Here is a 24,337-nt window from a genome sequence, read left to right as displayed (position 1 = left end):
TTTCCGGCCTGGCAACTCCTCTTGCCCGGCCTTGGTCGTTAAATGTGCAAAGCCAGCTTCCGTGCGTTGTTGATGTGGACGGCGATGGCATCCATGGCTGTCTGCGGATCCCGTGTTTCGATTGCAGCAAGGACGGCTAAATGTTCCTGCATGACAGGGATAACGCGTCCAGTGATGCGGAAGCGCTCCTGATTGATCAGGCGCATCTTGATTGTGTTGGTCTGATAGGCACGCCAGATAATTTCATTATCGAGCGAGCCGACAATCGTATCATGCAGGCTCCAGTCGATATTTTGCGCCTGCTCTTCCAACTCGGGCGTTTCGCCTTCACTCATTGCGCGATTGAGCGTGTCTTCGTGTTCGGCACGCAGCGACCGCAGCAGTTCATCGGAAGCCGACTGACAGAAAATCGCAATCGACTCCTTTTCGATGAAAAGGCGGAACTGAAACGCTTCGCGGATCAGATTGAGATCGATATGGGCGATCTGGAGGCCACGCTGCGGCACAGTCTTGATAAGACCTTCCGCTTCAAGGCGCGGGATCAGTTCGCGGATCGCGCCCAATGGCAAGCCCGTCATTGTGACAAGCTGGCGCTGAGAAACGAATTGGCCCGGATGAAAATCACGCGCCAGCAAATGCTGGGTGAAGCTCTGATAAGCCTTGTCCCGCAATTTTACCGGTTCGTTGTGATCGTCCGCCAAAACCTGTCCCCTCTCTATCCCATTCGCTTATGTCGTGATCAGGCAGCTTTTGCCATATGCAAACGGTCGAATACACTACCAATTGCATTGAAATCCGCATCGTTGAGTGAAACGAGCGGCGCACGCACCCGACGCCACTCCATATCGCCTGTATGACGCGCGACCATAGCCTTGACCGCAGGCGTTACCGGATAGTTCAGCAACTGCTGCACGGCACCAACAAGCTCGGCATCATCCTGACCGCCATTGACCATTCGCAAAAGGCGATCCGGAAATAGATTGGCCATGCCAGAAATTGCACCCTGTCCGCCAAGACGTACACCAGCTGCAAGATCACGTTCATCGCCGATCAGAATCGCAATGTCCTTGTGGGCTGCAAGCAGCTTTTCCGTATAGGCCCAGGTGCCGGACGAATCCTTAACGCCGGTGATGATGTCACCAAAAGCTGCGCGAAGACGGCTGATGAGATCGACCGAAAGCTCCACGGCAGTAACCGACGGAATATTATAGAGAATGATGCTACGGGCATCACCAGCCAAACCTTCGAAGACTGACGAGAACCAGTTGAACAGGCCTTCATCGGAAAGGTTCTTGAAATAGGAAGGCGGTGCGAGAAGAATGGCCTTACAGCCGCGACGCAGTGCATCACCTGCCTGCAGGACCGCATCGGCAACCGAATTTTCCATGACGCCGACAACAATGTTCGAAGCCGGAAAGCTACCTGCGATAAATGCATCGAGAAGAGCGGCGCGCTCGGCATCGGCAATCGAAGAACCTTCGCCGGTGGTGCCAAACAAGGTTACGCTTGAGCAGCCATTATCGAGGCGCGCGCGCGCGTGCTTCAGAGCACGGCTGACATCGATTTTGCCGTCTGCGTCGAATGGTGTGGTAAGTGCAGCAGAGAGCCCGAAGCGCTCCTGCCCGGAATGATTATGTGCCAAAACTGGCTCCTCCCAAGTTTGAACTTTAAGTTTGCACATACTAACATGTTAGTAAATAGTCAATTCGAGTTCAGCGCGTAATCGCACTATCTTGGGACGGTTTTTGACTGGCTTTTGGAGCATAATCCGACCGGAGTGAAATGAGGGTCGATAAGATTATGTTTGAAATAGAAGAAGTTAGAGCGCCGATCTGATCCAATCAGATCGAAACGCGCTCTAGGCAGGAACCAAGCCGGTTTCGATGAAGGAAATAACTTCCTTTTGGCTTGGCGAACCACCTCGCCCACCAAAACGCGCGCATTTGATTGCGGCTGCGGCATTTGCAAAACGGATGATATCAATCATCGGTTTGCCTTCAACCAGACCATGTGCGAATGCGCCGTGAAAGACGTCGCCCGCGGCCAGCGTATCCACTGCATCAACCTTGAAGCCAGCCAAATGGGAAACCGGTTTGCCAGCACCCGCCGCCCAACAACAGCCATCTGCGCCAGCCGTGACAGATGTGAAAACATCATAGCGGTCAGCTAAAATGCGGACACATTCGACCAAATCCGTCGTCCCTGTCACACTGATTGCTGCAGGTTCCGACGCAACGATATGCGTTGCAAGCGGCAACAGCTTTTCCAGCAATTCAACAGGTGCCGTATCAGCATCCAATATGGCCGGAATACTGGCATCGCGTGCCGCACGAAGTGCCATTTCGGCGGCCCACGGCCAACGCACGTCGGTCATGACAGCCGCATAGGTTCCCGCCGCAATCGGCGGCACCGGATCAGACGGACTTGCAAGCCTACGATCATAAAAAGGCACGATAATGCGTTCACCGCTCGCATCAACGAGGATCGAAGAAAATGCGGTGCGCGCGCCTTCCAGCCGCCGGATATAAGCGCAATCGATGCCTTCGGCTTCAAGCTCCGCTATGGCGCGATCGCCCACCGGATCAGTCCCCGCAGAAGCCCAAAGCGCCACGTCGCCGCCAAGCCGGGCAATCGCGGCAGCGGCACTTGAAGCCATGCCCGCTGCAATTTCGACGGCTTCGCGCGGCAGATATTTACCTGCCGCGTAAGGAAGCACATCGAGGCGGAGAATGGTGTCCATGGTAAGGGCACCAACGCAGAGAATTTTGGAAGTCATGATTACGAAGTGAGACCTTCGGAGCGAAGAGCCGTCCAGAATTCATCCGGGATCGATTGCTCGAACCAGACGACATTTTGCCTGATCTGTTCTGGTGAACGGACACCAATCAAAATGGAGCTGACGGCCTCATGCCTCATCGGAAACTGCATGGCGGCAGCGGCAAGCGGCACATTGAACTGATCGCAAATATCATGCAGGCGATTGGTGCGCTCGATGATTTCAGCAGGCGCGTCGGCATAATCGAACTTCTGTTCGCCGCCGCGCGGTGCTGCCAAAATGCCGGAGTTGAACACACCGGCGATCACCAGCGCCATGCCACGCTTTTGTGCGACCGGCAGAAATTCCTTTTCCGACACCTGATCGAGCAGCGAATAGCGTCCAGCAAGAAGCGAACAATCAAGATCAGCCTCTTCCAGCGCATCGCGAATGATCTGCCACTCATTCACGCCAAGACCGAAGCCCTTGATATTGCCTGCCTCGCGCAATTCTGTCAGTGCGCGAAAGCCGCCACCCTTGGTCAGCGCGTTCCAGTGAAACTCGTGCCTGTCAGCATGGGTTACGCGGCCAATGTCATGAACATACAGAAGATCGATTTCCGGAAAGCCGAGACGCTGCTGGCTGTCATCGAAGCTGCGCATGACACCGTCATAGCTGTAATCAAAAACCTCACGGAAATTGAGGCCGTTGTGCCAGCCCGAATCGAGCGGATTCTTTGGCGGCGATGGCGGCAGCGTGCGACCAGCGCGCGCGTTGGTCATCAGGCGCCCGACCTTGGTGGAAACGACTGCACGCTCACTCTTTTCGCGCAGCATATCACCGAGAAGATGCTCGCAGCGACCATAACCATACATCGGGGCGCTGTCGAAATAACGGATACCGCTGTCCCAACCGGCTTCCAGCAAGGCATTCGCATCGGCACGAGACACAGGAGCATAAAGCCCACCCAAAGGCGCTGTTCCTAAACCGAGCGCAGTCACGGTCAGACCGGTACGGCCAAGCGTCTGCTTTTCTGCTGCTTTTAACTGCATGCGATTTCACTCCCTTGCAACGCAAACAATACGTTGCCTCCTCACCGGATTGATAGGGGCAACCTCTTCTGTCCGCAATAAGAAAAACTGCGCATGCGAATGGCCCATTCACATGCAAATGAACTCGGCAAACTGGCCGCTTGACACAGATAGTTTTTCAACCATAGTACTATGATGTCAGACCAATTTAATCATAATTGGGAACAGGTCTGGTCAAGCTGTCGTCACTAAAGCAGGCAACAGGACAGGATTTTGCAATGGGAGATGGGAAGCTTTCCATAGCGCCTCTGCCGCCCATGGACCGGGCGCGGCAGGTCACGGAAGCACTTGCCACCTATATCCAGACTGCGCAGCTTCAAGCAGGTGCTCGCCTGCCGGCTGAACGGGAACTCATGACCGCACTTGCCGTCGGGCGTTCCACTATTCGGGAGGCAATCCGACATTTTCAGGCCCTTGGCGTCATTGAGACCCGCAAAGGCAGCGGCACCTATCTTCTCAAGCCAATCACTGCGGCCACCATTCATATGCCGCTTTCCTTCAACCCCACCCAATTGCGTGATGCGTTGCTGCAGACGTTGGAGATACGGCGCGGCATAGAAGCCGAAGCCAGTTTGGTGGCGGCCCGTAAACGAACTGCCCAAGATCTTGTGATCATTGAGGAAAAACTTAACGAAATGGAGCGTGTGCACCTCGCCAAGGGCACATCCGGTCCGGAAGACCTCGCATTTCATCTTGCCATCTATGACGCCACTCACAATCCGTTATTTCGGCAATTACTGGAACAGATGCGCGATGCCTTTGTCAGCTTCTGGTCGGAGCCATTTGATCGGCCTGATTTTGCACGACGGACCTTTCCATTCCACCGCACACTCTTCAACGCCATCGTGGCTCAGGATCCTGAGACCGCAAGGCAGGAAACTCTGAAAATACTCGACATCGTCGAGGAAGATATCAAGGAAATGTCCAAATGACTGACGGGATGGCCCCGCTCGATTTCGCCGCACTGACAGTTGCGCATGATGAAGGCAACGCTTTCGACGCCGTCGTACCGCCTATCGTGCAGACATCGCTTTTCACCTTTCCGAGCTATGACGACATGGTCGCCTCCTATCGGGGCGAGAAGGTGCGGCCGATCTATACGCGTGGCCTCAACCCGACCGTGCGCGCATTTGAAGAAATGCTGGCGAAACTTGAAGGCGGTGAAGACGCACTGGGCTTCGCGAGCGGCATGGCGGCGATCTCCGCCAGCGTTCTGGCTTTTGTTCAGCCGGGGGATCGCATTGTCGCCGTGCGCCATGTGTATCCCGATGCATTCCGCCTGTTCGGCACGATCCTGAAGCGGATGCGTGTCGAAGTCGAGTATGTCGATGGCCGAGACGAGGAAGCAGTCGGGAAGGCGCTGCCCGGCGCGAAAATCTTCTACATGGAAAGCCCGACAAGCTGGGTAATGGAAACCCATGATGTCGGCGCACTGGCCGCAATCGCCAAGCGCAATGGCGTCCTCACCATTATTGATAACAGTTGGGCCAGCCCGATCTTCCAGCGTCCGCTGTCGCTTGGCGTTGATCTCGTTGTACATTCGGCGTCGAAATATCTCGGCGGCCACAGTGACGTCGTGGCTGGCGTTGTGACCGGATCGAAAGTCCTCGTCGACATGATCCGGGCGGAGACCTATCCCTATCTTGGCGGCAAGCTTTCGCCTTTTGATGCCTGGCTGCTGGTCCGTGGCATGCGCACGTTACCCACTCGGATGAAAGCACATGAGGCATCCGCGCTGGAAATCGCCAAACGCCTGCAGGCACTCGATATTGTAGAAACGGTGTGCCACCCGGCGCTGGCCAACCGTCTTCCCGCTGGATTGGCGGGCACCTCGGGGCTTTTTTCGGTTATTTTCAATGATAGCGTGAACGTTCGGACACTTTGCAATCATTTGAAGCTGTTCAAACTCGGTGTGAGCTGGGGCGGGCATGAAAGCCTGATCGTCCCTGGCGAGGTCGTGTTGCAGCAACGCGCCCAGCCAAATTCCGCCCATACCTTTGGCATCGATCCGCGCTCCGTCCGTCTACATGTCGGCCTGGAAGGTACAGAGGCCTTGTGGCGGGACCTTGAGGAGGCAATCGCCGCATCCACTGCATAAACAAACAGTCGTGAGGATAAAAAAGGGGAACGACACATGAAGAAACTGATCGCAACCGCATTTGCCGCCATGCTGATGAGCGGCACGGCCATGGCCGATACGACCTTGAAGCTGGTGGAAGTCATCACCAGTCCGGAACGCACCGAAACGTTGAGGTCTATCGTTGCTAAATTCGAAGCAGCAAACCCCGGCACGAAGGTGGAAATCATCTCGCTACCCTGGGGTGAATCCTTCCAGAAATTTGCGACCATGGTGTCGTCGGGCGAAATTCCCGACGTGATGGAAATGCCTGACACCTGGGTTTCGCTCTATGCCAACAACGGAATGCTGGAGAGTCTCGAGCCATATCTTAAGGAATGGCAGGCCACGCCGGACCTGACCGACCGCGCGCTGGAACTTGGCCGTAGCGTCAAAGATACGGCCTACATGCTGCCTTATGGCTTCTACCTGAATGCCATGTTCTACAACAAAAAGCTGCTCGCCGAAGCCGGTGTTTCCGAACCGCCGAAAACCATGGGCGAATTCCTCGAAGCCTCGAAGAAAATTTCAGCGCTTCCGGGCAAGTCTGGCTATTGTCTGCGCGGCGGACCCGGCGGGCTGAACAGCTGGGTCATCTTTGGCGCATCGATGGCAGGCAACAATACGTTCTTCAATGAGGACGGCACCTCGACCATGAACAGCGACGGCTGGAAGAAGGGCCTTGCCTGGGTCGTCGACCTTTACAAAAATGGCCTTGCTCCGAAGGACAGCGTCAACTGGGGCTTCAATGAAACCGTGGCCGGTTTCTATAGCGGCACCTGTGCTTTCCTCAATCAGGACCCGGACGCACTTATAGCCATTGCCGAGCGTATGAAGCCGGAGGATTTTGGTGTTACCATTATGCCAAAGGGGCCTGATGGCAAAGCCTTCCCGACTATCGGCTTTGCTGGCTGGTCAATCATGAGTGGCAGCCAGAACAAGGATCTTGCCTGGAAACTGATTGCGACGCTGGAAGGTCCGGAGGGCAATGTCACGTGGAATAAGCGAACCGGAGCATTGCCGGTTCTGAAATCCGCCCAGGACGATCCGTTCTACAAAACAGCTCAGTTCAAGGGTTGGTTCGACGAGCTTGCCGACAAGGACGTGACGCCGACTGTTATGCCGACCTATCTGGAAGAATTTGCCTTCTTCAAGGATTCGCTCGTCATCAAGACCTCGCAGCAGGCATTGCTGGGTGAAATCACCCCCGACGAACTGGCCGACCAGTGGGCAGAGTATCTGACCAAGGCACAGCAAAAATTCCTGACCGGCAAAAAGTAAACCGCGAAGACAGGCGCGGGTCATCTGCGCCTGTCTCCTGAATTGGCGCGACCTTTCATGTCGCACCCATCCACGCTCCAACGGGAAAGCGAGTGATGACCACCACTATCCCCCTACAAGACAGACGTAGTTTCCTGCAGCGGCTTGCCCATGCATCGGAACCTTACCTTTATAGCGCACCAGCATTGATCCTGATTGGTGCGATCATGCTCGTGCCGCTAGTTCTTGGTATTTCCTATGCGTTCCGCGACATACAACTCCTCAATCCATTCTCCGGCGGTTTCATCGGACTGGAACATTTTCGCACTCTCGCCGAGGACGGCTCTTTTTATGACGCGCTTAAAAATACCCTGTGGTGGACCGGCGGTTCCGTTCTGCTGCAATTCGTCTTTGGGCTAATTCTGGCGTTGCTCCTGGACAAGCCCTTTGCCGGACGCGGCATCGCTCAAGCTCTGGTCTTCCTGCCGTGGGCCGTGCCCACATTTCTCTCCGGCCTGAATTGGGCCTGGCTTTTTAATCCTGTCATCGGTCCGTTGCCGCACTGGTTCTACGCACTCGGATTGATGAGCGAACCGAACAATATTCTCTCCGATCCCAATCTGGCTATGTGGGGTATCATCACCGCAGGTGTCTGGTGGGGTATTCCGTTTTTCGCGATCACCATGCTGGCAGCGCTTCAAGCCATTCCTCGTGATCTCTACGAGGCGGCGGCCATAGATGGCGCCGGACCTGTGCAGCGTTTTCTTTCGATCACTCTTCCCTATCTCGCCCCGACCATGGCCATCACCATTTTGTTGCGCACGGTTTGGATTGCGAACAGTGCAGACCTGATCGTTGTAATGACCGGCGGCGGGCCTGCCGACCGCACGCAGATCGTGGCGAGCTATATTTTTACACAAGCTTTCAAGCGGCTGGATTTCGGTTACGCCTCGGCAATTGCGCTCGTGCTGCTTTTGCTTCTCCTCGTCTATTCCATGCTGATCGTACTCCTGCGTCAGTCATTGCTGAGCAAGGATTGAGATCATGACCGCTCGCAAATTTCTCCTGACCGGAGCCCACCGCGGTGCAATTCTGCTCTATGTGCTGTTTGCCCTGTTTCCACTATTCTGGGTCCTGAAAGTCTCGGTCACGCCGAACGATCTGCTCTACAGCGAAGGTGTGAGACTCTGGCCGTCACGCACCACATTCGAGCATTTCGGACACGTCCTGAATCACAGTTCGTTTCCGCTCTTCTTTCGCAACAGCCTGATTGTTTCCGGGTCGACGGCAATTGTAGTAACGTTGTTCGCATCACTGTCAGGTTACGCGCTGTCACGGTTCAATTTTCGCGGCAAATATTGGATTGTCGCACTGATGCTTTTGACCCAGATGTTTCCGTTGGTGATGCTTATAGCGCCTATCTACAAGATCATGGCACCGCTCGGCCTTACAAATAGTCTGCTCGGACTGATTGTCGTTTATTCGGCATTCAACGTACCCTTTGCTACGTTTCTGATGCAGTCATTCTTCGACGGCATCCCAAAGGATCTTGAAGAAGCTGCCAAGATCGACGGCGCGACACAGTTCATGGCTTTCCGGCAGATCATCCTGCCGTTGACCCTGCCCGGTATTGCGGCAACGCTCGGCTTTGTCTTCACCGCCGCATGGAGTGAATTGCTCTTCGCACTGATGCTTATATCGGGCAATGACGCTGCGACCTTCCCGGTCGGCCTCCTGACTTTCGTGTCCAAATTCTCTGTCGACTTCGGGCAGATGATGGCGGCCGGCGTTCTGGCTCTTATCCCGGCCTGCGTCTTTTTCTTCCTCATTCAACGCTATCTCGTGCAAGGCCTGACAGCCGGCGCAGTCAAAGGCTGAAAGGGTTTCCAATGGCTTCCATCAACGTTCAGTCTGTACGCAAAAGCTATGGCGAACTGGCCGTGCTTCACGGTGTCGACCTTGAGATCGAAGACGGGGAATTTATCGTGCTGGTTGGCCCTTCGGGCTGCGGCAAGTCCACGCTTCTGCGCATGATCGCCGGCCTTGAAGAGATAACCGCCGGTCAGGTGCAAATCAGCGGCAAGCGTGTCAACGAACTGGCGCCGAAAGACCGCGACATTGCGATGGTCTTCCAGTCCTACGCGCTCTATCCGCATATGAGTGTGGCCGACAATATGAGTTACAGTATGCGGCTGCGCAAAACACCGAAAGAGAAGATTGCGAGCGCCATCAAATCGACAGCCGCCAAGCTTGGTCTTGAACCATTTCTGGAGCGACGCCCGAAGGCGCTTTCCGGTGGCCAGCGACAGCGTGTTGCGATGGGCCGCGCCATTGTCCGTCAACCAAAGGCTTTTCTTTTCGATGAACCACTTTCCAATCTCGACGCGCGGCTGCGCGAGCAGATGCGTGCCGAAATCAAGAAACTGCACAGCGAGCTGAAAGCAACCTCGATCTATGTCACCCACGATCAGATCGAAGCTATGACGCTTGCCGACCGCATCGTGGCCATGCATGGTGGTGTGGTGCAGCAAGTCGGATCGCCGCTCGAACTCTATGACCGTCCTGCGAACCTTTTCGTAGCGGGGTTCATCGGCTCACCCGCGATGAATTTTCTGGACGTCACCTATCGGGAACAAAACAGCAAAGCACATCTGAGCCTCAAGGACGGAACACAAATCGCATTGTCACAGCCCATGTCCATCGATGATGGCGCCGCAGCGACACTCGGTATCCGGCCCGAGCATGTGACGATGGAACAATCAGGCAATCTCCCGACGCATGTGGATTTGGTCGAGCCAACCGGGTTCGGTATTATCCTGCATCTCAGCCTGCATGGATTGCCGTTCAAAGTTTTCACGCTCGATCGCGATGCGCTACACGCGGAAGGTACAGTTCATGTGAGTTTTCCAGCTCAACATCTGCACCTGTTCGACACGGACGGAAACCGTGTAGAGCCGCGAACGGTTCAGTAATCCTTCGCGAAACGCGTTTGAATGCTCTGCGATAACAGAGCGACCGGGCGCGTTGTGTCACCCGGCGAATTCCAGAGAAGCTCTTCAATCTCGCTGGATGCAACCGGTATCTGGCCGTCTTTCAACGCAAGATGAAACAACTCCGCCTCGACCGTCGCATCGTCTTCGTTGGCGGCGGGAGCCGACATCTTTGCCGCATAGCGGAGCTGGCCTGGGTCGATCAAGATGCCAAGCTCTTCCTTGATCTCGCGGATAAGCGCTGTTTCAGGCTGTTCGCCTGCATCGATCTTGCCGCCAGGCTGGAAGAAAATCTCGCTGCCGCGCTTGCGTACAAGAAGGAAACTGCCCGCTTCATCGCGGACGATAGCTGCTGAAATTCGAATCGTCTTCATGATGGCGAATTTTCGTTCCGTGGGCGAATGCCGTCAAGAATGATGGCACTCAACGCTTTGGCCGTTTCATCGTAGAACCCCGCCTCCTCCGAACGCCGCCCGAGAACGGCACCGACCTGCACGGAGAAATCCGAATAGTGCTGCGTTACCGCCCATATGGTGAAAATCAGGTGATAAGGATCGACCGGCGCCAAGCGCTTTTCAGCTATCCACCGATGAATAACCCTCGCCTTTTCATCAACCAACTGCTTCAGATGTCCTTTAAGAAAGTCGGAAATTGCCGGGGCGCCATGCAGAATCTCATTGGCAAAAAGGCGCGAGGCTTCCGGCTTTTTCGCCGACATTTCCAGCTTCACGGCGATATAACGGCGCAACTCGTCCAGCGGTTCACCATCTGGATCGATGTGTTCAAAAGGTTCCAGCCAGGTGGCGAGCGTATCCTCCAGCACGGTCACGTAAATGTTCTGCTTGCGCGGAAAATAATAGAGCAGGTTCGGCTTGGACATGCCCGCCTTCTCGGCGATCTGATCAACCGTCGAACCCCTAAATCCGTAAGCGGAAAAAACCTCGAGTGCTGCGTCGAGGATAAGCCTGCGATTTATACCCTGAATACGCGTTGCACCTTCCGATTTCTCGTTCGACATCTTCTCGTTTCCGACCGTGTCGGTCCGTGAGTCTGAAGGAGCTGTGGCCATTTGACACCTTTCAGCAGTGTAGAATTTTTCAAAAGCGCTTGACCATATTCAAACGCTCTTCTAGCCTGCAATTTGACCAACTAGTCAAGTTTTTGCCAGCAAGGCAAGAATATTGTGGCCAAAGAGCCAGGTCGTGGGAACATATATTGGCGGGTGGATACGAGCTAGCAGTATAATGGCTCGAATTTGAACGCACATACATAATGCGGAGGCAGAGCGCATGGTGCTCACCAGCAATCTTAGAGTCAACGGCGATCGTCTTTGGGACAGTCTGATGGACATGGCCCAGATCGGCCCCGGTGTGCGTGGTGGTAATAACCGCCAGACCTTGACCGATGAAGACGGCGAAGGCCGCAAACTATTTCAAAGCTGGTGTGAAAAGTCCGGATTGTCGATGACCGTCGACACGATGGGCAACATGTTTTTCCTTCGCCCCGGCGAAGATGCGGATGCCGATCCGGTCTATATGGGCAGCCATCTCGACACACAGCCAACTGGTGGAAAATTTGACGGCGTGCTCGGCGTGCTCGGCGGACTTGAAGTCATGCGCACGCTCAACGACACCAATATCAAGACAAAGCGCCCTATCGTGGTGGTGAACTGGACCAATGAGGAAGGTACGCGTTTTGCGCCTGCAATGCTCTCGTCCGGTGTCTTTGCCGGCGTTCACGAGCAAGACTGGGCTTATCAGCGCACCGACGCCAAGGGCAAAAAATTCGGTGATGAGCTGGAGCGCATCGGCTGGAAAGGCAATGAACCGGTTGGGCAGCGCAAAATTCACGCAATGTTTGAGCTTCATATCGAACAGGGACCAATTCTAGAAGCCGAGCAAAAGGATATCGGCGTTGTCAGCCATGGTCAGGGCCTGTGGTGGCTGCAAGTGACGCTGACGGGCAAGGAAGCGCATACCGGCTCTACGCCGATGAAGATGCGCAAGAACGCAAGCCTTGGCCTTGGCAAGATGCTGCAACTCGTCAACGAGATCGCCATGTCCTACCAGCCGGATGCAGTGGGTGGTGTCGGCCATATCGATGTCTCGCCCAATTCGCGCAATGTGCTTCCAGGCCAGATTGTTTTCACCGTCGATTTCCGTTCGCCCAACCAAGATGTTCTGGACGGGATGAAAACGCGTTTCGAAAAGGAAGCACCTAAAATCGCCGAAGAACTGGGCATCGGGATCGAGATCGAGGTGGCTGGGCATTTCGACCCGGTTACCTTTGACACTGGCTGTGTGGAGGCGATCCGCAATGCAGCGGAGCGGCTCGGCTATAGCCACCGCGACATTGTTTCCGGTGCAGGCCACGATGCGTGCTGGGTCAATCGCGTCGCACCAACGGCCATGATCATGTGTCCTTGCGTAGATGGGCTCAGTCACAACGAAGACGAGGATATTTCGAAGGAATGGGCGTCGGCGGGAACCGACGTGCTTCTGCATGCGGTATTGGAGACTGCTGAAATTGTAAGCTGATTTCACAACCATCCACTACTGCTACTGTTCGCAACAAAACCAAAAAGGGGAACGACGAACAATGGCAAAGGTCATCAAAGGCGGAACCGTCATCACGGCTGACCGCACCTTTAAAGCCGATGTTCTCATCGAAGGCGAAAAGATTGTCGCTGTCGGCGATAATCTCTCCGGCGATGAAGTTATAGATGCATCCGGCTGCTATATCATGCCTGGTGGTATCGACCCGCATACCCATCTGCAGATGCCCTTCATGGGAACCTATTCCTCCGACGATTTCGATACTGGCACCGCCGCAGCTCTTGCTGGCGGCACTACGATGGTTGTCGATTTCGTGCTGCCCGGACCAGAAGGCAATCTGCTCGACGCGCTTCAGGAGTGGTTCCAGAAGGCAGGTAAGGCACGCACCGACTATTCGTTCCACATGGCAATCACCGGCTGGAGCGAACGCGCCTTCAACGAAATGCCGGAAGTTGTGAAGCGCGGCATCAATACTTTCAAGCACTTCATGGCCTATAAGGGCGCCTTGATGGTCAATGATGACGAGATGTTCGCGTCGTTCCAGCGCTGCGCCGAACTTGGCGCGATGCCGCTCGTTCACGCTGAAAATGGCGATATCGTTGCGCAATTACAGGCCAAGCTGATGGCCGAGGGTAATGACGGGCCGGAAGCCCACGCCTATTCGCGCCCGCCGGAAGTGGAAGGTGAAGCCACCAACCGCGCCATTATGATCGCCGATCAGGCGGGTGTGCCGCTTTACGTGGTGCATGTCTCCTGCGAGCAGAGCCATGAAGCAATTCGCCGAGCCCGCCAGAAGGGTATGCGCGTTTATGGCGAGCCGCTCATCCAGCATTTGACGCTCGATGAAAGCGAATATCATAATCGCGATTGGGACTATGCCGCGCGGCGCGTGATGTCGCCGCCGTTCCGTGACAAGGTCAACCAGGATAGCTTGTGGGCCGGACTTGCCGCTGGAAGCCTGCAAGTTGTGGCAACCGATCACTGCGCCTTTACCACCGAGCAAAAGCGCCATGGCATTGGCAATTTCACCAAAATCCCGAACGGTACAGGTGGCCTGGAAGAACGGCTTCCCGTGCTCTGGACCCGCGGAGTTCGTACCGGTCGCCTGACGCCCAATGAATTCGTGGCCGTTACCTCCACCAACATCGCGAAGATTCTCAATATCTATCCGCAGAAAGGCGCAGTGTTGCCAGGGGCAGACGCTGATCTCATCATCTGGGATCCGGAGGCGACCAAAAAGGTCTCTGCCAAGACGCAGCATTCTGCCATTGATTACAATGTGTTTGAAGGTTTTGAGCTCAAGGGCCTGCCAAAGATGACGCTGTCACGCGGGCGCATCGCTTACGATCAGGGCCGTGTCACGGCAGAACCGGGCGACGGGCGCTTCATCGAGCGTGAGCCAAACGGCGCAGTCAACCGGGCACTGTCACAATGGAAGGAAATCGTGGCCCCGCGCAAGGTGGAGCGCAGCGCCGAACATATGCCGATAGGGGTCTGAACCATGGCCATCGTCCAGCTTCGGGAACCGCGCATGAACTTGAATGACAGCATGGCCCCGGAGCGGGGCGAAGTAAACGCGCAAACAGTGATCGACATCAAGGATCTCTCCTTGGTGTTCGAGACCAATGATGGTCCGGTTCATGCGCTTTCCAACATCAATCTCACTGTCAAACGCGGTGAGTTTGTTTCTTTCATTGGGCCTTCTGGTTGCGGCAAGACCACACTGATGCGTGTGGTGGCCGATCTCGAACAGCCAACATCCGGTTCTGTGACAGTCAACGGCAAGACGCCCGAACAGGCGCGGCTTGACCGCTCTTATGGCTATGTCTTTCAGGCAGCAGCCCTCTTTCCGTGGCGCACCATTCAGGACAATATCAGTCTTCCTCTTGAAATCATGGGGTACAGTGCTGCCGAGCGCAAAGAACGGATCGAAAAAAACCTCTCTCTGGTGAACCTAACCGGGTTTGAAAAGAAGTTTCCATGGCAGCTTTCAGGCGGCATGCAGCAGCGCGCTTCCATTGCGCGGGCATTGTCGTTCGACCCGGACATGCTGCTGATGGATGAGCCGTTCGGCGCACTCGATGAAATCGTTCGCGATCACCTTAACGAACAACTCCTGAAACTTTGGGCTGCGACACAGAAAACCGTCATCTTCGTAACGCACTCCATTCCTGAAGCTGTTTTCCTTTCCACCAAGATCGTCGTCATGAGCCCGCGTCCCGGCCGCATTCATGAAATTATCGACTGCGATCTTGGTGCTGACCGAACACTGGATATCCGGGAATCCGAGGCGTTTCTGAAGATAGCCCATCGCGTGCGCGAAGGCCTGCGGCTGGGGCATATCCATGAATAAATGGCGGGGGCAAAAATCAGGTGAAGGGGGGCGGAAATGACAGCCTTTTTTCGCGACAAATTTGTACCGGTGACAACAGTTCTCGCCGTCATCATCGGGCTCTGGTATGTGGCTGCGATATTCCTGAACGCGCCGTTTGAGCGCGATCAGGCCGAGCGCGCCGGAACCGAGATTGCATTCTCGACCATAGTTGCCAACACGATGTATCAGGACCGTCCGGTCCTTCCAGCGCCGCATCAGGTTGCAGAAGAAATCTGGAAAACCGTCTTTGATGTAAAGCCGAGTTCGAAGCGCAGCCTCGTCTATCATGGCTGGGTGACGCTCTCTTCAACATTGCTCGGCTTCGTACTGGGGTCAGCACTTGGTGTGCTGCTCGCTGTCGGCATCGTGCATTCACGCACACTCGATAAAAGCCTGATGCCATGGATTATCACCTCGCAGACAATCCCGATCCTCGCCATCGCACCAATGATTATTGTGGTGCTGAATGCCATCGGCATTTCGGGCCTGCTGCCAAAGGCCATCATATCAACTTATCTCTCCTTCTTCCCCGTCGCCGTGGGCATGGTCAAGGGACTGCGGTCCCCCGATGTCATGCATCTTGATCTCATGCGGACTTACAATGCATCGCGCAATCAGGTGTTCTGGAAACTGCGCTGGCCTGCGGCCATGCCCTTCCTGTTCACATCGATGCAAATTGCTGTCGCCATCAGCCTTGTGGGCGCGATCGTCGGTGAGCTGCCAACGGGTGCAGTCGCAGGTCTTGGCGCGCGTTTGCTGGCTGGTTCCTATTACGGTCAAACGGTTCAGATATGGGCCGCCCTCATCGCAGCGGCCATCATGGCGGGACTGCTTGTGGCACTTGTCGGACTGATCGCACGCATCGTTAACCGACGTATGGGTGCAAGACCAGAAAGGGCGGCGGCATGATGATGAACGTCATAATCATTATCGCGCTGATTGCCGTCTCATGGGCAATTGTAGGTTGGGTAGCGAGCCTCAAGGCGCGCAACCCGCACAGCCAGAAGCTGCTGGACATTGCCGTCCCTGCCCTCTTCGGCATTGCGATGCTTCTCCTTTGGGAAGTCACCGTTCGATTGTTTGCCGTGCCGCAGGTGCTTCTGCCTGCCCCGTCGGTCATATGGGCGCGGATCACGAGCTCGGTTCCGATCCTGTGGGCCGACTTCCAGCAGACGTTCATGAAGGCCGTTATCATCGGCTATATCGCGGGCTGCGGACTGGGCTTCATTACGGCGATCATCGCTGATCGCGTGCCCTTTTTGCGGAAAGGCTTGCTGCCGCTTGGCAATCTTGCTGCCGCCCTTCCCATCGTGGGTGTCGCACCGATCATGGTGATGTGGTTCGGCTTCGACTGGCAGTCGAAGGCAGCGGTTGTCATCATCATGACCTTCTTCCCCATGCTCGTGAACACGGTTGCGGGACTTGCGGCAAGTGGTTCGATGGAACGCGACCTGATGCAGACCTATGGCTCGAACTACTGGCAGACGCTCATCAAACTGCGCCTTCCAGCAGCCATGCCCTTCATTTTCAATGCGCTCAAGATCAACTCCACGCTGGCACTGATTGGTGCGATTGTCGCCGAGTTTTTCGGCACGCCGATTGTCGGTATGGGTTTCCGCATATCCGCGGAAATCGGACGCATGAATGTCGACATGGTCTGGGCTGAAATCTTTGTAGCCGCTCTTGCAGGGTCGCTCTCTTACGGGCTGATCGCGTTGATCGAGCGCAAAATGACATTCTGGCACCCTTCATACAGGAGGGCATAAGCCGAACGATTTGGCATCTGCCACCATAAGGTAGACCAAAGCGCATTCCGAAAAGTGGGAACCGATTTTCGGGCAAATGCGCGCAATAAAAAAGAACCAGAGGAGAACTGAAATGAAAAAGGCAATTTCTCTATGCCTTGGAACAGCCGGACTGGCGCTCGCGCTCATGAGCAGCTCGGCAATGGCAGCCGACAAGCTGACCTTGCAGCTCAAATGGGTGACGCAGGGACAGTTTGCAGGCTACTACGTCGCCAAGGACAAAGGCTTCTATGAAGCCGAAAATCTCGACGTGGACATCAAGCCAGGCGGCCCGGACGTTGCTCCGCCACAGGTGATCGCCGGTGGTGGTGCTGACGTGGTGGTCGACTGGATGCCATCCGCACTCGCCACTCGCGAAAAGGGTGTTGCGCTCGTCAACATCGCACAGCCATTCAAGAAGTCCGGCATGATGCTGACCTGCCGTAAGGACACCAACATCACCAAGCCTGAAGACTTCAAGGGTCGCACGCTTGGCGTCTGGTTCGGCGGCAATGAATATCCGTTCCTGTCATGGATGAGCCATCTGAAAATCCCGACCGAAGGCGGCAAGGATGGCGTGACTGTCCTCAAACAGGGCTTCAATGTCGATCCGCTGATCCAGAAGCAGGCCGATTGTATTTCCACCATGACTTATAATGAATATTGGCAGGTGATCGATGCCGGTATTCCTGCCGATCAGCTCGTCGTGTTCCCTTATGAAGAACAGGGCGTCGCCACGCTGGAAGACGGGCTCTACGTGCTTGATAAGAGCCTTGATGACCCTGCAATGGTCGACAAGCTTGCCCGCTTTGTTCGCGCTTCGATGAAGGGCTGGCAATATGCCTCCGAACATCCTGACGAAGCAGCCGAAATCATTCTCGACAATGATTCTTCCGGTGCACAGAAGCAGGAAGTTCAGGAGCGTATGGTCAAGGAAATAGCCAAATTGATTGACGGCTCGGACGGCACGCTCGATGTCGCCGCTGCCGACCGCACAGTCGAAACGCTTCTCGGCGGCGGTTCCGATCCGGTCATTACCAAGAAGCCGGAAGGCGCATGGACCGCTAAGGTCACCGATGCCATGAAGAAATAATCTATCGGCATTTCAATATGAAAAACCCGGAAGCGCGCTTCCGGGTTTTTGTTTGTCCGTCTATCGCTCTATTTCAACTTCTCTTCCAAAGCCACGGCCCGAACGAGTTCGCGCTCCAGACGTGCTTCTTCCTCTGCTTTGGGCTGCGTAAAGCGTCCCAACAGCAGATAAGCAACGGGCGTCACATAAAGCGTCGCAATCGTTGCAAGGCCAAGCCCGCCCACAATCACCCAGCCCAAAGCCACGCGCGCTTCCGCGCCCGCACCACTCGCCAAAACCAGCGGCACGCCGCCAAGAACCGCGCAGATCATCGTCATGCAGACCGGGCGGAGGCGAATATTCGATGCTTCCTCGATTGCTTCGCGAACACTCAAGCCTTTGTCGCGCAACTGGTCGGCGAATTCCACGATCAGAATACCGTTCTTCGCCATGATGCCGACCAGGAGCACAAGGCCTATCTGGCTGTAGACATTCAGGCTTGTACCCGTAAGCAACATAGCGAAAACCGCACAACCAAGGCCCAGAGGAACTGTCGCCATCACGATCAGTGCGCTGATGAAGCTTTCGAACTGCGCAGCGAGCACCAGAAGAATGATGATGATGGCAAAGCCGAACACCATTGCAAGGCCGCTCGATGTTTCGCTAAGCGTCGAAGCTTCTGCCAGCGGGATGATATGGCTTCCCGGCGGCAGCAGAGGTGCTGCGATTTCCTGCGCCGCCTTATAGGCATCACCCAACGCGAAATCGTCGCGCAGATTTGTCGTTATAGAAACCGACCGTTGGCGCGTCTCGCGATTGAGCTGCGGTGGGACCGCTTTTTCAACAACCGTTGCAATGGACGACATCGGAACATAGCGGCCGTCCGTTGTTTTCATGAATATGTTTTCAAGATCGGTCGGATCGTTGATCGGATTGGTGGTGGCAACGAGCTTCACATCGAAGCTGCGATCTCCGACATAGACTGATCCGATCTTGCGTCCGTCAAGCACGGATTGCACGGCATTTGCGAGCCCCGTAATGTCAATACCGAGATCGGAGGCGCGCTCACGATTAATCTCAACAGAAAGCTGCGGCTGGGTCGGCTCAACGGAAAGACGGGGCTGCACAAACCGCGGATCTTTCTCCAGTGCGTCGACGACCGCCTGCGCAGCAGGCTGTAGCTTGGCATAGTCGCTACCCACAATGGCAAACTGCAATCCGTTACCTGCACCGCGAATACCGAGGCTGTTCGGCTGGGTCGTAAAAATACGCACCGCTGTTATGCCTTTGATGCGTTGGGTAATGTCAGCCATTATTTCCTGCTGACTACGAGCGCGCTCCTTCCACGGTGCCAGCGTCAAGACAACAAAGCCGTTATTGGACGACCCGCCAGAACCCGCAATGGCATAGGTGGTGGTGATTTCACCGCTATCGCGCAGAGGCTGGACCGCTTCCTCAATTTTATCGAGCTGTGATTGGAGGAATTCCACGCTGATACCCTGCGGCCCGTTGACACGCAGCAGTGCAACGGCACGATCTTCCGAAGGTGTCAATTCCTGACGGATCAGACCGTAACCGACATAGGATGCTCCTGCGAACAGCACTGCGACGAGTACAACCACGAACGGCGCTGACAGACAAATGTGCAGCGTCTTTCGATAGAAGGTTGCCAGCCCCCTGCCGATACGGCGCAGGAAAAGCGGACCATGGCCTCCATCTTCGCCGTTCCCCTCCTTGAGAAAGCGAGAAGCAAGCATCGGACAAAGCGTCAGCGCGACAACAGATGACAAAAGAACAGCAATCGCCAGAACAAACCCGAATTCACGGAACAAGCCGCCCGCCTGCCCCGGCAGAAACGAAATCGGGACAAAAACTGCTGCCAACGTAAGCGTTGTCGCGATGACGGCAAAGAATACTTCCTGCGTGCCAAGCACCGCCGCAGCGCGCGGCCCCATCCCCTGATTGCGTCGTCGAACAACGTTCTCCAGCACCACGATGGCATCATCGACGACAAGGCCAGTAGCAAGGACCAACGCCAGAAGCGTAAGAATATTGACCGAAAATCCTGCCAGATAGATGGCTGCAATCGTGCCTATGAGGGCGACAGGCATGGACAAGGCCGGGATGAGCGTAGCGCGTATATCCCACAAGAAGACGAAGATGATTGCAACGACGATAATCACCGATGCGATCAGCGCGATTTCCACCTCGTGGATAGCACCATTGATGAAATTCGCATCATCACTGGTGACCGCAATATTAACACCCTCAGGCAAAGTCTTCTGCAAATTGGCAACCGCAGCACGTATGCCTTCCGAAATGTCGAGTGTATTCGACTGTGCCTGACGCACGATACCGAGACCGATTGCCGTCTTGCCGTTGGAACGCACTGCCGAACTTTCGATATCCGGCCCAAGCGTAACGGTCGCCACATCACGGATCTGCGTACGTCCCTTGATATAAACGTTCTCGAAATCTCCAGGTTTTTCAAGATTTGCCGTTGCACGGACCACAATGGACTGATCAGCGCTGCGCAAGGAACCGGCAGGGGCGTCGAGCCCCATGGAAGAGAGCGCTGTGGTTATATCGGCAATAGTCAGACCGTAGCTCGCGAGGCGCGCTTGATTGATATCAATGCGGAAAATCTTGTCGCGGTCACCGTTGATCTGAACGTCGGCAACGCCAGGCACCGCTGACAGAATATCCTGTATCTGGTCTTCGACCAAAACGGTCATGTCATCGACAGACATAGTGTCGGAGGTCACCGCCAGACGCATCACCGGATCAGCATTGGAATCCGCTTTGATGATGCGCGATGGATCCGCCTCTTCCGGCACATCGTTGGCGACACGAGAGATTGCGTCACGCATATCTGCGGCTGCAACATTCAGGTCCACACCATCGTTGAACTCTACCGTAACGCGGCTGCGTTCGAACGAAGATGTCGAGGAAATAGACTTCACCCCCGAAACACGCGCAACGGCGTTTTCAAGCACCTGCGTCAACTGACGATCGATTGTTTCAGCGGACGCGCCACTGAAATCTGTACTGATTGTCACGACCGGTCGGTCAACGTCCGGTAGCTCACGAATATCTACGCCCGCGAAAGCCGCAAGGCCCGCGACAACAATCAAAACATTTATAACGAAAGCAAAAACTGGTCGACGGATAAATAATGCCGTCGATCCACCGTTGCCGGATGGGGAATTGTGACCTGTCACGCTTTCATCCTCATCCTGCAACGCGTTTTGCCGGGGCGGGCTCGGCCAGCGCCGTACCCTGTTCGCCCTTTACACGCACCGGTGCATCGTCTCGCACAGTTTGAACACCTTGCGTGACGATCATATCGCCCTGCTTCACCGGGCCATCAATGAGAATGTTGGTTGAATTGCGTTGAACGATACGAGCAACGATTTTCTTGGCTACACCGTCCTCGATGCGCCAGATATAGGAACCTTCGGCTCCCCACTGAATGGCCAACGGATCCACAGAGGGATAGCGATCACCGGGGAAGAGAACCGTGACGGAAAACGACATGCCTGCGCGCAGACGATCCTGCGTGTTTGGCACTTCTGCACGGACATGCAGCGTACGGCTCGTCTCATCCAGCATATTGTCAACCGCGTTGATCTCGCCGCTGTAGGTCTCCCCCGGGAAAGCAGTCGATTCTGCAGTCAATGGTTGGCCAACCTTGATCTGCGGCGCGAACCGCTCCGGCACCCAGATATCGATCAGCACTTTCGATCGGTCATCAATACGACCGATAGATGTTTGTGCAGTAATGTAGTTCCCCACATTGACAGGAAGAATGCCGACAATACCGGAAATTGGCGCGCGAACCGTACGCCGGCTCAAAGCAAGCTGCGCATCTTGTAAAACAAGCTGTGCATTGGCGACGGCCAGTTCCGTCTCGACCACCTGGACTTCAGTTGCAGTGTTTGTCGCCCGCAATTTTGCAATGCGCTGGCGCGTCGTCTGTGCATCTTTCAACGCCGTTTCGGCTTTGGCGACGGCTATCTTCTCCGTCTCGGCATCGAGCTCAGCAACCGGGTCGCCTTCCTTCACGCTATCGCCAGCCTTGACGTAAAGCTTCGTCATGTATCCGCTGGAATATGGGGTTATCGATACGGTACTAAGGGCCCGTGCTGAGCCGATAGCCGTCAAGCGGTTATTGATGGTCTCTTCGCCAGCCGCCTCGACAACCACGAGCGGCGCAGAACGTTCTCCCTCGCCTCTTGGCGCCCCTTCGCCTGTCGCGACAGCCTTCACCACATCATTCTTGTTCTTGTATGCATACCAGCCGCCGACCGCGACTGCAGCTATGAGCAGGCACAAGGCAATCTGCTTCAAGGATTTCATTCAGCTCTCCGCCGAGGTTTACCGTCACCCTGACGGACCTCGTATTCAAATACCACTATGTCGGACGCGGAAAATGCCAGCAAATAGTATCAGAATGATGATTGCCTTCACATTACGCAAATCACACAACCCATAAGGATGCATGGATTTTTCCCGCCAAGATTTTGCACGCAAGAGCTCAAGCCGTCGAGTTAAATTTCGGTAATGCTGCTCCACGAACCCGCAGAAACGGTTGTGTTCTTAACCGATTGAACAAAGGCTGTTGGATTTATCGGTTGGCTCCATATATAGGAGGCTACCTTTGTGTATTGCGTTTCGACGGCGTACGGGTTGAAGCACCGCGGCAATTGAGCCGGTTCGCCTTGAATTGGAAGCAGGCTATGGCGGTTGTTGAAAAGACCACAGACACGGGCGCGCCTTCCCCTGAAGCAGCCTCTCAGACTGCGACCGTTGAACGGCTCTCACCAACTCAGTTCACAAGTTTGCCCTGGCGCAACCGGCTTTCAAGCAAACTGCTGCTCTTGACGGCGCTTGCAGTGCTGATCACTGAAGTTCTGATCTTCGTTCCGTCCGTCGCCAATATGCGCGTGCGCTGGATGAGCTCAAGACTGGATACAGTGGGGGCTGTCAGTGAGGTTCTCGCCGCAGGTGGCAACATGGATGTGCCGCGCGATATTCAGGACAAGGTGCTTCTTGCAACCGGCACAAAGGCAATTGCCATGCGAGAAGCCGGTGCATCACGCCTACTCGCCATGTCAGAGGTTCCTGGCAAGATCGATCAGGTCATTGATCTCAACAATATCAGTGAAGCGGCTGCCATTTGGGACGCATTCGGAACGTTGTTCGACGGTGGAGACAGGACCCTACGAATCTATGGTTCGGTTTCGGCATCCAGTTCTCCGGATCGTATCATTGAAATCGTGACCTCGGATGCCCCTCTCCGACATGCCATGCTCGTCTATGCGCGCAACGTGACTTTTATCTCGCTCATCATTTCGGTGATAGCGGCAAGCCTGATCTACCTGATTATTCACGAAATGCTGCTGCGGCCGGTGCGCATCATGCATCGTAACATGATCGATTTCGCCACATCGCCGGACAATCCCGCACTCATCCTCGTGCCTGAAAGCCGCAAGGATGAATTCGGCGTAGCCCAGCGCCAAATATCCCATATTCAGAGCGATCTTCAGAGAACGCTCAAGGAACAAAAACATCTCGCCGACCTAGGCCTCGCCGTTTCCAAGATCAACCACGACATGCGCAATATTCTGGCTTCGGCGCAATTGATGTCGGATCGGCTTGCCGATACCGAAGACCCAATGGTGCAGCGGTTTGCGCCCAAACTCATTCGCACACTCAGCCGCGCAATCAGCTATTCCGAAAGCGTGATGGCCTATGGCCGCTCGCAAGAAGCACCACCACGCCCGCGCCGCATTCTGCTGCACACAATTATCGCGGACGTACAGGAAACCCTGAGCCCCAATTCGGAAAGCAGCATAGAGTTCGAAAATCTTGTCCCGGAAGATTTCGAACTGAATGTCGATTCGGAGCAGCTATTCCGTGTACTGAGCAATCTCTGCCGGAATTCTGTGCAAGCGATGGAACGCGATCAGACCAATGATGAGGCAACCATCAAGCGGCTCACGATTTCAGCTGGAAGAATTGGGACAACGGCGATCATCGGTGTTGAAGATACCGGCCCCGGTCTGCCACAGAAGGCCCGCGACAATCTCTTCACGGCTTTCAAAGGATCGACACGGAGTGATGGCACCGGCCTCGGCCTCGCTATCGCACAAGAACTCATCCGCGCGCATGGCGGGACAATCGAGCTTAGGGAAGACCGCCCGGTTGGAGCGCATTTCGAGATTCGTATCCCTGATTTACCGACGCAACGCGAGGGCCGTAGTTTCCAACGGGCAGAAGAAAGCGTTTAGACAATCTGCCGTTGTGCCTGTTTTGGTTGAAAGGCCCGGAAATGCGG

The 24,337-nt window shown here is 55.2% G+C and carries 21 protein-coding genes; 13 read left to right on the top strand and 8 right to left on the bottom strand.

The window, feature by feature from the left end; translation table 11 throughout:
• Window positions 1-38: 38 nt before the first annotated feature.
• The 4 genes from CQZ93_RS01525 to CQZ93_RS01510 form a co-directional block, all read right to left on the bottom strand.
• Window positions 39-701: a GntR family transcriptional regulator gene (locus CQZ93_RS01525; RefSeq protein WP_105541013.1), complete on the bottom strand. Its 663-nt coding sequence runs from the start codon at window positions 699-701 to the stop codon at window positions 39-41.
• A 38-nt stretch (window positions 702-739) separates the two neighbouring features.
• Window positions 740-1,642: a dihydrodipicolinate synthase family protein gene (locus tag CQZ93_RS01520; RefSeq protein ID WP_105541012.1), complete on the bottom strand. Its 903-nt coding sequence runs from the start codon at window positions 1,640-1,642 to the stop codon at window positions 740-742.
• Between the two features lie 216 nt (window positions 1,643-1,858).
• Entirely contained in the window at window positions 1,859-2,776 is a 918-nt protein-coding gene (locus tag CQZ93_RS01515) for a PfkB family carbohydrate kinase (RefSeq protein ID WP_105541011.1), read from the bottom strand.
• A 2-nt stretch (window positions 2,777-2,778) separates the two neighbouring features.
• A complete protein-coding gene (locus CQZ93_RS01510; RefSeq protein ID WP_105541010.1) occupies window positions 2,779-3,807 on the bottom strand; it encodes an aldo/keto reductase in 1,029 nt (342 codons plus the stop codon).
• Window positions 3,808-4,064: 257 nt separating this feature from the next.
• Between CQZ93_RS01510 and CQZ93_RS01505 the strand changes: the two genes are divergently transcribed.
• The 6 genes from CQZ93_RS01505 to CQZ93_RS01480 all read left to right on the top strand — a co-directional run bounded on the left by CQZ93_RS01505 (window position 4,065) and on the right by CQZ93_RS01480 (window position 10,194).
• Window positions 4,065-4,778: a FadR/GntR family transcriptional regulator gene (locus CQZ93_RS01505; RefSeq protein WP_105541009.1), complete on the top strand. Its 714-nt coding sequence runs from the start codon at window positions 4,065-4,067 to the stop codon at window positions 4,776-4,778.
• On the top strand, window positions 4,775-5,944 hold the full coding sequence (locus CQZ93_RS01500; protein WP_105541008.1) for a PLP-dependent transferase: 1,170 nt from the start codon (window positions 4,775-4,777) through the stop codon (window positions 5,942-5,944). Before CQZ93_RS01505 ends, CQZ93_RS01500 begins: the two co-directional genes overlap by 4 nt.
• Before the next feature lie 36 nt (window positions 5,945-5,980).
• On the top strand, window positions 5,981-7,243 hold the full coding sequence (locus tag CQZ93_RS01495) for an ABC transporter substrate-binding protein (protein ID WP_105541007.1): 1,263 nt from the start codon (window positions 5,981-5,983) through the stop codon (window positions 7,241-7,243).
• A gap of 95 nt (window positions 7,244-7,338) precedes the next feature.
• The gene (locus CQZ93_RS01490) at window positions 7,339-8,262 is read left to right on the top strand and encodes a carbohydrate ABC transporter permease (protein WP_105541006.1); all 924 of its coding nucleotides are present in this window, start codon (window positions 7,339-7,341) and stop codon (window positions 8,260-8,262) included.
• Window positions 8,263-8,266: 4 nt separating this feature from the next.
• Window positions 8,267-9,100, top strand: coding sequence for a carbohydrate ABC transporter permease (locus tag CQZ93_RS01485; RefSeq protein ID WP_105541005.1), 834 nt, complete (start codon window positions 8,267-8,269; stop codon window positions 9,098-9,100).
• A gap of 11 nt (window positions 9,101-9,111) precedes the next feature.
• The gene (locus CQZ93_RS01480; RefSeq protein WP_105541004.1) at window positions 9,112-10,194 is read left to right on the top strand and encodes an ABC transporter ATP-binding protein; all 1,083 of its coding nucleotides are present in this window, start codon (window positions 9,112-9,114) and stop codon (window positions 10,192-10,194) included.
• On the opposite strand, the gene CQZ93_RS01475 is transcribed toward CQZ93_RS01480, so the two are convergent.
• Both CQZ93_RS01475 and CQZ93_RS01470 read right to left on the bottom strand, forming a co-directional pair.
• A complete protein-coding gene (locus tag CQZ93_RS01475) occupies window positions 10,188-10,586 on the bottom strand; it encodes an NUDIX hydrolase (RefSeq protein ID WP_105541003.1) in 399 nt (132 codons plus the stop codon). The two genes, CQZ93_RS01480 and CQZ93_RS01475, sit on opposite strands and share 7 nt — an antisense overlap.
• The gene (locus CQZ93_RS01470; RefSeq protein ID WP_105541002.1) at window positions 10,583-11,281 is read right to left on the bottom strand and encodes a TetR family transcriptional regulator C-terminal domain-containing protein; all 699 of its coding nucleotides are present in this window, start codon (window positions 11,279-11,281) and stop codon (window positions 10,583-10,585) included. Before CQZ93_RS01470 ends, CQZ93_RS01475 begins: the two co-directional genes overlap by 4 nt.
• 220 nt (window positions 11,282-11,501) lie before the next feature.
• Here CQZ93_RS01470 and CQZ93_RS01465 point away from each other — a divergent pair, with 220 nt between their 5' ends.
• From CQZ93_RS01465 to CQZ93_RS01440, 6 genes are all read left to right on the top strand, one after another.
• A complete protein-coding gene (locus tag CQZ93_RS01465; RefSeq protein WP_105541001.1) occupies window positions 11,502-12,749 on the top strand; it encodes a Zn-dependent hydrolase in 1,248 nt (415 codons plus the stop codon).
• 61 nt (window positions 12,750-12,810) lie between these two features.
• The gene (gene hydA / locus CQZ93_RS01460) at window positions 12,811-14,265 is read left to right on the top strand and encodes a dihydropyrimidinase (protein ID WP_105541000.1); all 1,455 of its coding nucleotides are present in this window, start codon (window positions 12,811-12,813) and stop codon (window positions 14,263-14,265) included.
• A gap of 33 nt (window positions 14,266-14,298) precedes the next feature.
• A complete protein-coding gene (locus CQZ93_RS01455) occupies window positions 14,299-15,120 on the top strand; it encodes an ABC transporter ATP-binding protein (RefSeq protein WP_105543132.1) in 822 nt (273 codons plus the stop codon).
• A 36-nt stretch (window positions 15,121-15,156) separates the two neighbouring features.
• Window positions 15,157-16,050 carry an ABC transporter permease gene (locus tag CQZ93_RS01450; RefSeq protein ID WP_105540999.1) on the top strand — a complete coding sequence of 298 codons (894 nt, stop codon included), beginning with the start codon at window positions 15,157-15,159 and terminating at the stop codon, window positions 16,048-16,050.
• A complete protein-coding gene (locus tag CQZ93_RS01445) occupies window positions 16,047-16,907 on the top strand; it encodes an ABC transporter permease (protein WP_105540998.1) in 861 nt (286 codons plus the stop codon). The genes CQZ93_RS01450 and CQZ93_RS01445 overlap by 4 nt, the downstream gene beginning before the upstream one ends.
• A 112-nt stretch (window positions 16,908-17,019) precedes the next feature.
• Window positions 17,020-18,018: an ABC transporter substrate-binding protein gene (locus CQZ93_RS01440; RefSeq protein ID WP_105540997.1), complete on the top strand. Its 999-nt coding sequence runs from the start codon at window positions 17,020-17,022 to the stop codon at window positions 18,016-18,018.
• A 68-nt stretch (window positions 18,019-18,086) separates the two neighbouring features.
• Here the strand turns inward: CQZ93_RS01440 and CQZ93_RS01435 are convergent, their stop codons facing one another.
• Both CQZ93_RS01435 and CQZ93_RS01430 read right to left on the bottom strand, forming a co-directional pair.
• On the bottom strand, window positions 18,087-21,218 hold the full coding sequence (locus CQZ93_RS01435) for an efflux RND transporter permease subunit (RefSeq protein WP_105543131.1): 3,132 nt from the start codon (window positions 21,216-21,218) through the stop codon (window positions 18,087-18,089).
• A gap of 10 nt (window positions 21,219-21,228) precedes the next feature.
• A complete protein-coding gene (locus CQZ93_RS01430; RefSeq protein ID WP_105540996.1) occupies window positions 21,229-22,356 on the bottom strand; it encodes an efflux RND transporter periplasmic adaptor subunit in 1,128 nt (375 codons plus the stop codon).
• A gap of 380 nt (window positions 22,357-22,736) precedes the next feature.
• Here CQZ93_RS01430 and CQZ93_RS01425 point away from each other — a divergent pair, with 380 nt between their 5' ends.
• Complete coding sequence (locus CQZ93_RS01425) at window positions 22,737-24,290, top strand: sensor histidine kinase (RefSeq protein ID WP_105540995.1); 1,554 nt, start codon at window positions 22,737-22,739, stop codon at window positions 24,288-24,290.
• The last annotated feature ends 47 nt before the right edge of the window (window positions 24,291-24,337 follow it).

The sequence above is a fragment of the Ochrobactrum vermis genome (assembly GCF_002975205.1).
GTDB classification, from domain to species: Bacteria; Pseudomonadota; Alphaproteobacteria; order Rhizobiales; family Rhizobiaceae; genus Brucella; species Brucella vermis.
Note: the sequence above shows the minus strand (reverse complement) of the source record. Positions and strands in the feature narration are given on the sequence as shown.

What these genes read in the sequence shown, in the direction of transcription:
- CQZ93_RS01515 (WP_105541011.1), bottom strand. Translation starts at nt 2,776, where the DNA reads ATGACTTCCAAAATTCTCTGCGTTGGTGCCCTTACCATGGACACCATT.
- CQZ93_RS01510 (WP_105541010.1), bottom strand. Translation starts at nt 3,807, where the DNA reads ATGCAGTTAAAAGCAGCAGAAAAGCAGACGCTTGGCCGTACCGGTCTG.
- CQZ93_RS01505 (WP_105541009.1), top strand. Translation starts at nt 4,065, where the DNA reads ATGGGAGATGGGAAGCTTTCCATAGCGCCTCTGCCGCCCATGGACCGG.
- CQZ93_RS01500 (WP_105541008.1), top strand. Translation starts at nt 4,775, where the DNA reads ATGACTGACGGGATGGCCCCGCTCGATTTCGCCGCACTGACAGTTGCG.
- CQZ93_RS01495 (WP_105541007.1), top strand. Translation starts at nt 5,981, where the DNA reads ATGAAGAAACTGATCGCAACCGCATTTGCCGCCATGCTGATGAGCGGC.
- CQZ93_RS01490 (WP_105541006.1), top strand. Translation starts at nt 7,339, where the DNA reads ATGACCACCACTATCCCCCTACAAGACAGACGTAGTTTCCTGCAGCGG.
- CQZ93_RS01485 (WP_105541005.1), top strand. Translation starts at nt 8,267, where the DNA reads ATGACCGCTCGCAAATTTCTCCTGACCGGAGCCCACCGCGGTGCAATT.
- CQZ93_RS01480 (WP_105541004.1), top strand. Translation starts at nt 9,112, where the DNA reads ATGGCTTCCATCAACGTTCAGTCTGTACGCAAAAGCTATGGCGAACTG.
- CQZ93_RS01475 (WP_105541003.1), bottom strand. Translation starts at nt 10,586, where the DNA reads ATGAAGACGATTCGAATTTCAGCAGCTATCGTCCGCGATGAAGCGGGC.
- CQZ93_RS01470 (WP_105541002.1), bottom strand. Translation starts at nt 11,281, where the DNA reads ATGGCCACAGCTCCTTCAGACTCACGGACCGACACGGTCGGAAACGAG.
- CQZ93_RS01465 (WP_105541001.1), top strand. Translation starts at nt 11,502, where the DNA reads ATGGTGCTCACCAGCAATCTTAGAGTCAACGGCGATCGTCTTTGGGAC.
- hydA (WP_105541000.1), top strand. Translation starts at nt 12,811, where the DNA reads ATGGCAAAGGTCATCAAAGGCGGAACCGTCATCACGGCTGACCGCACC.
- CQZ93_RS01455 (WP_105543132.1), top strand. Translation starts at nt 14,299, where the DNA reads ATGAACTTGAATGACAGCATGGCCCCGGAGCGGGGCGAAGTAAACGCG.
- CQZ93_RS01450 (WP_105540999.1), top strand. Translation starts at nt 15,157, where the DNA reads ATGACAGCCTTTTTTCGCGACAAATTTGTACCGGTGACAACAGTTCTC.
- CQZ93_RS01445 (WP_105540998.1), top strand. Translation starts at nt 16,047, where the DNA reads ATGATGATGAACGTCATAATCATTATCGCGCTGATTGCCGTCTCATGG.
- CQZ93_RS01440 (WP_105540997.1), top strand. Translation starts at nt 17,020, where the DNA reads ATGAAAAAGGCAATTTCTCTATGCCTTGGAACAGCCGGACTGGCGCTC.
- CQZ93_RS01430 (WP_105540996.1), bottom strand. Translation starts at nt 22,356, where the DNA reads ATGAAATCCTTGAAGCAGATTGCCTTGTGCCTGCTCATAGCTGCAGTC.
- CQZ93_RS01425 (WP_105540995.1), top strand. Translation starts at nt 22,737, where the DNA reads ATGGCGGTTGTTGAAAAGACCACAGACACGGGCGCGCCTTCCCCTGAA.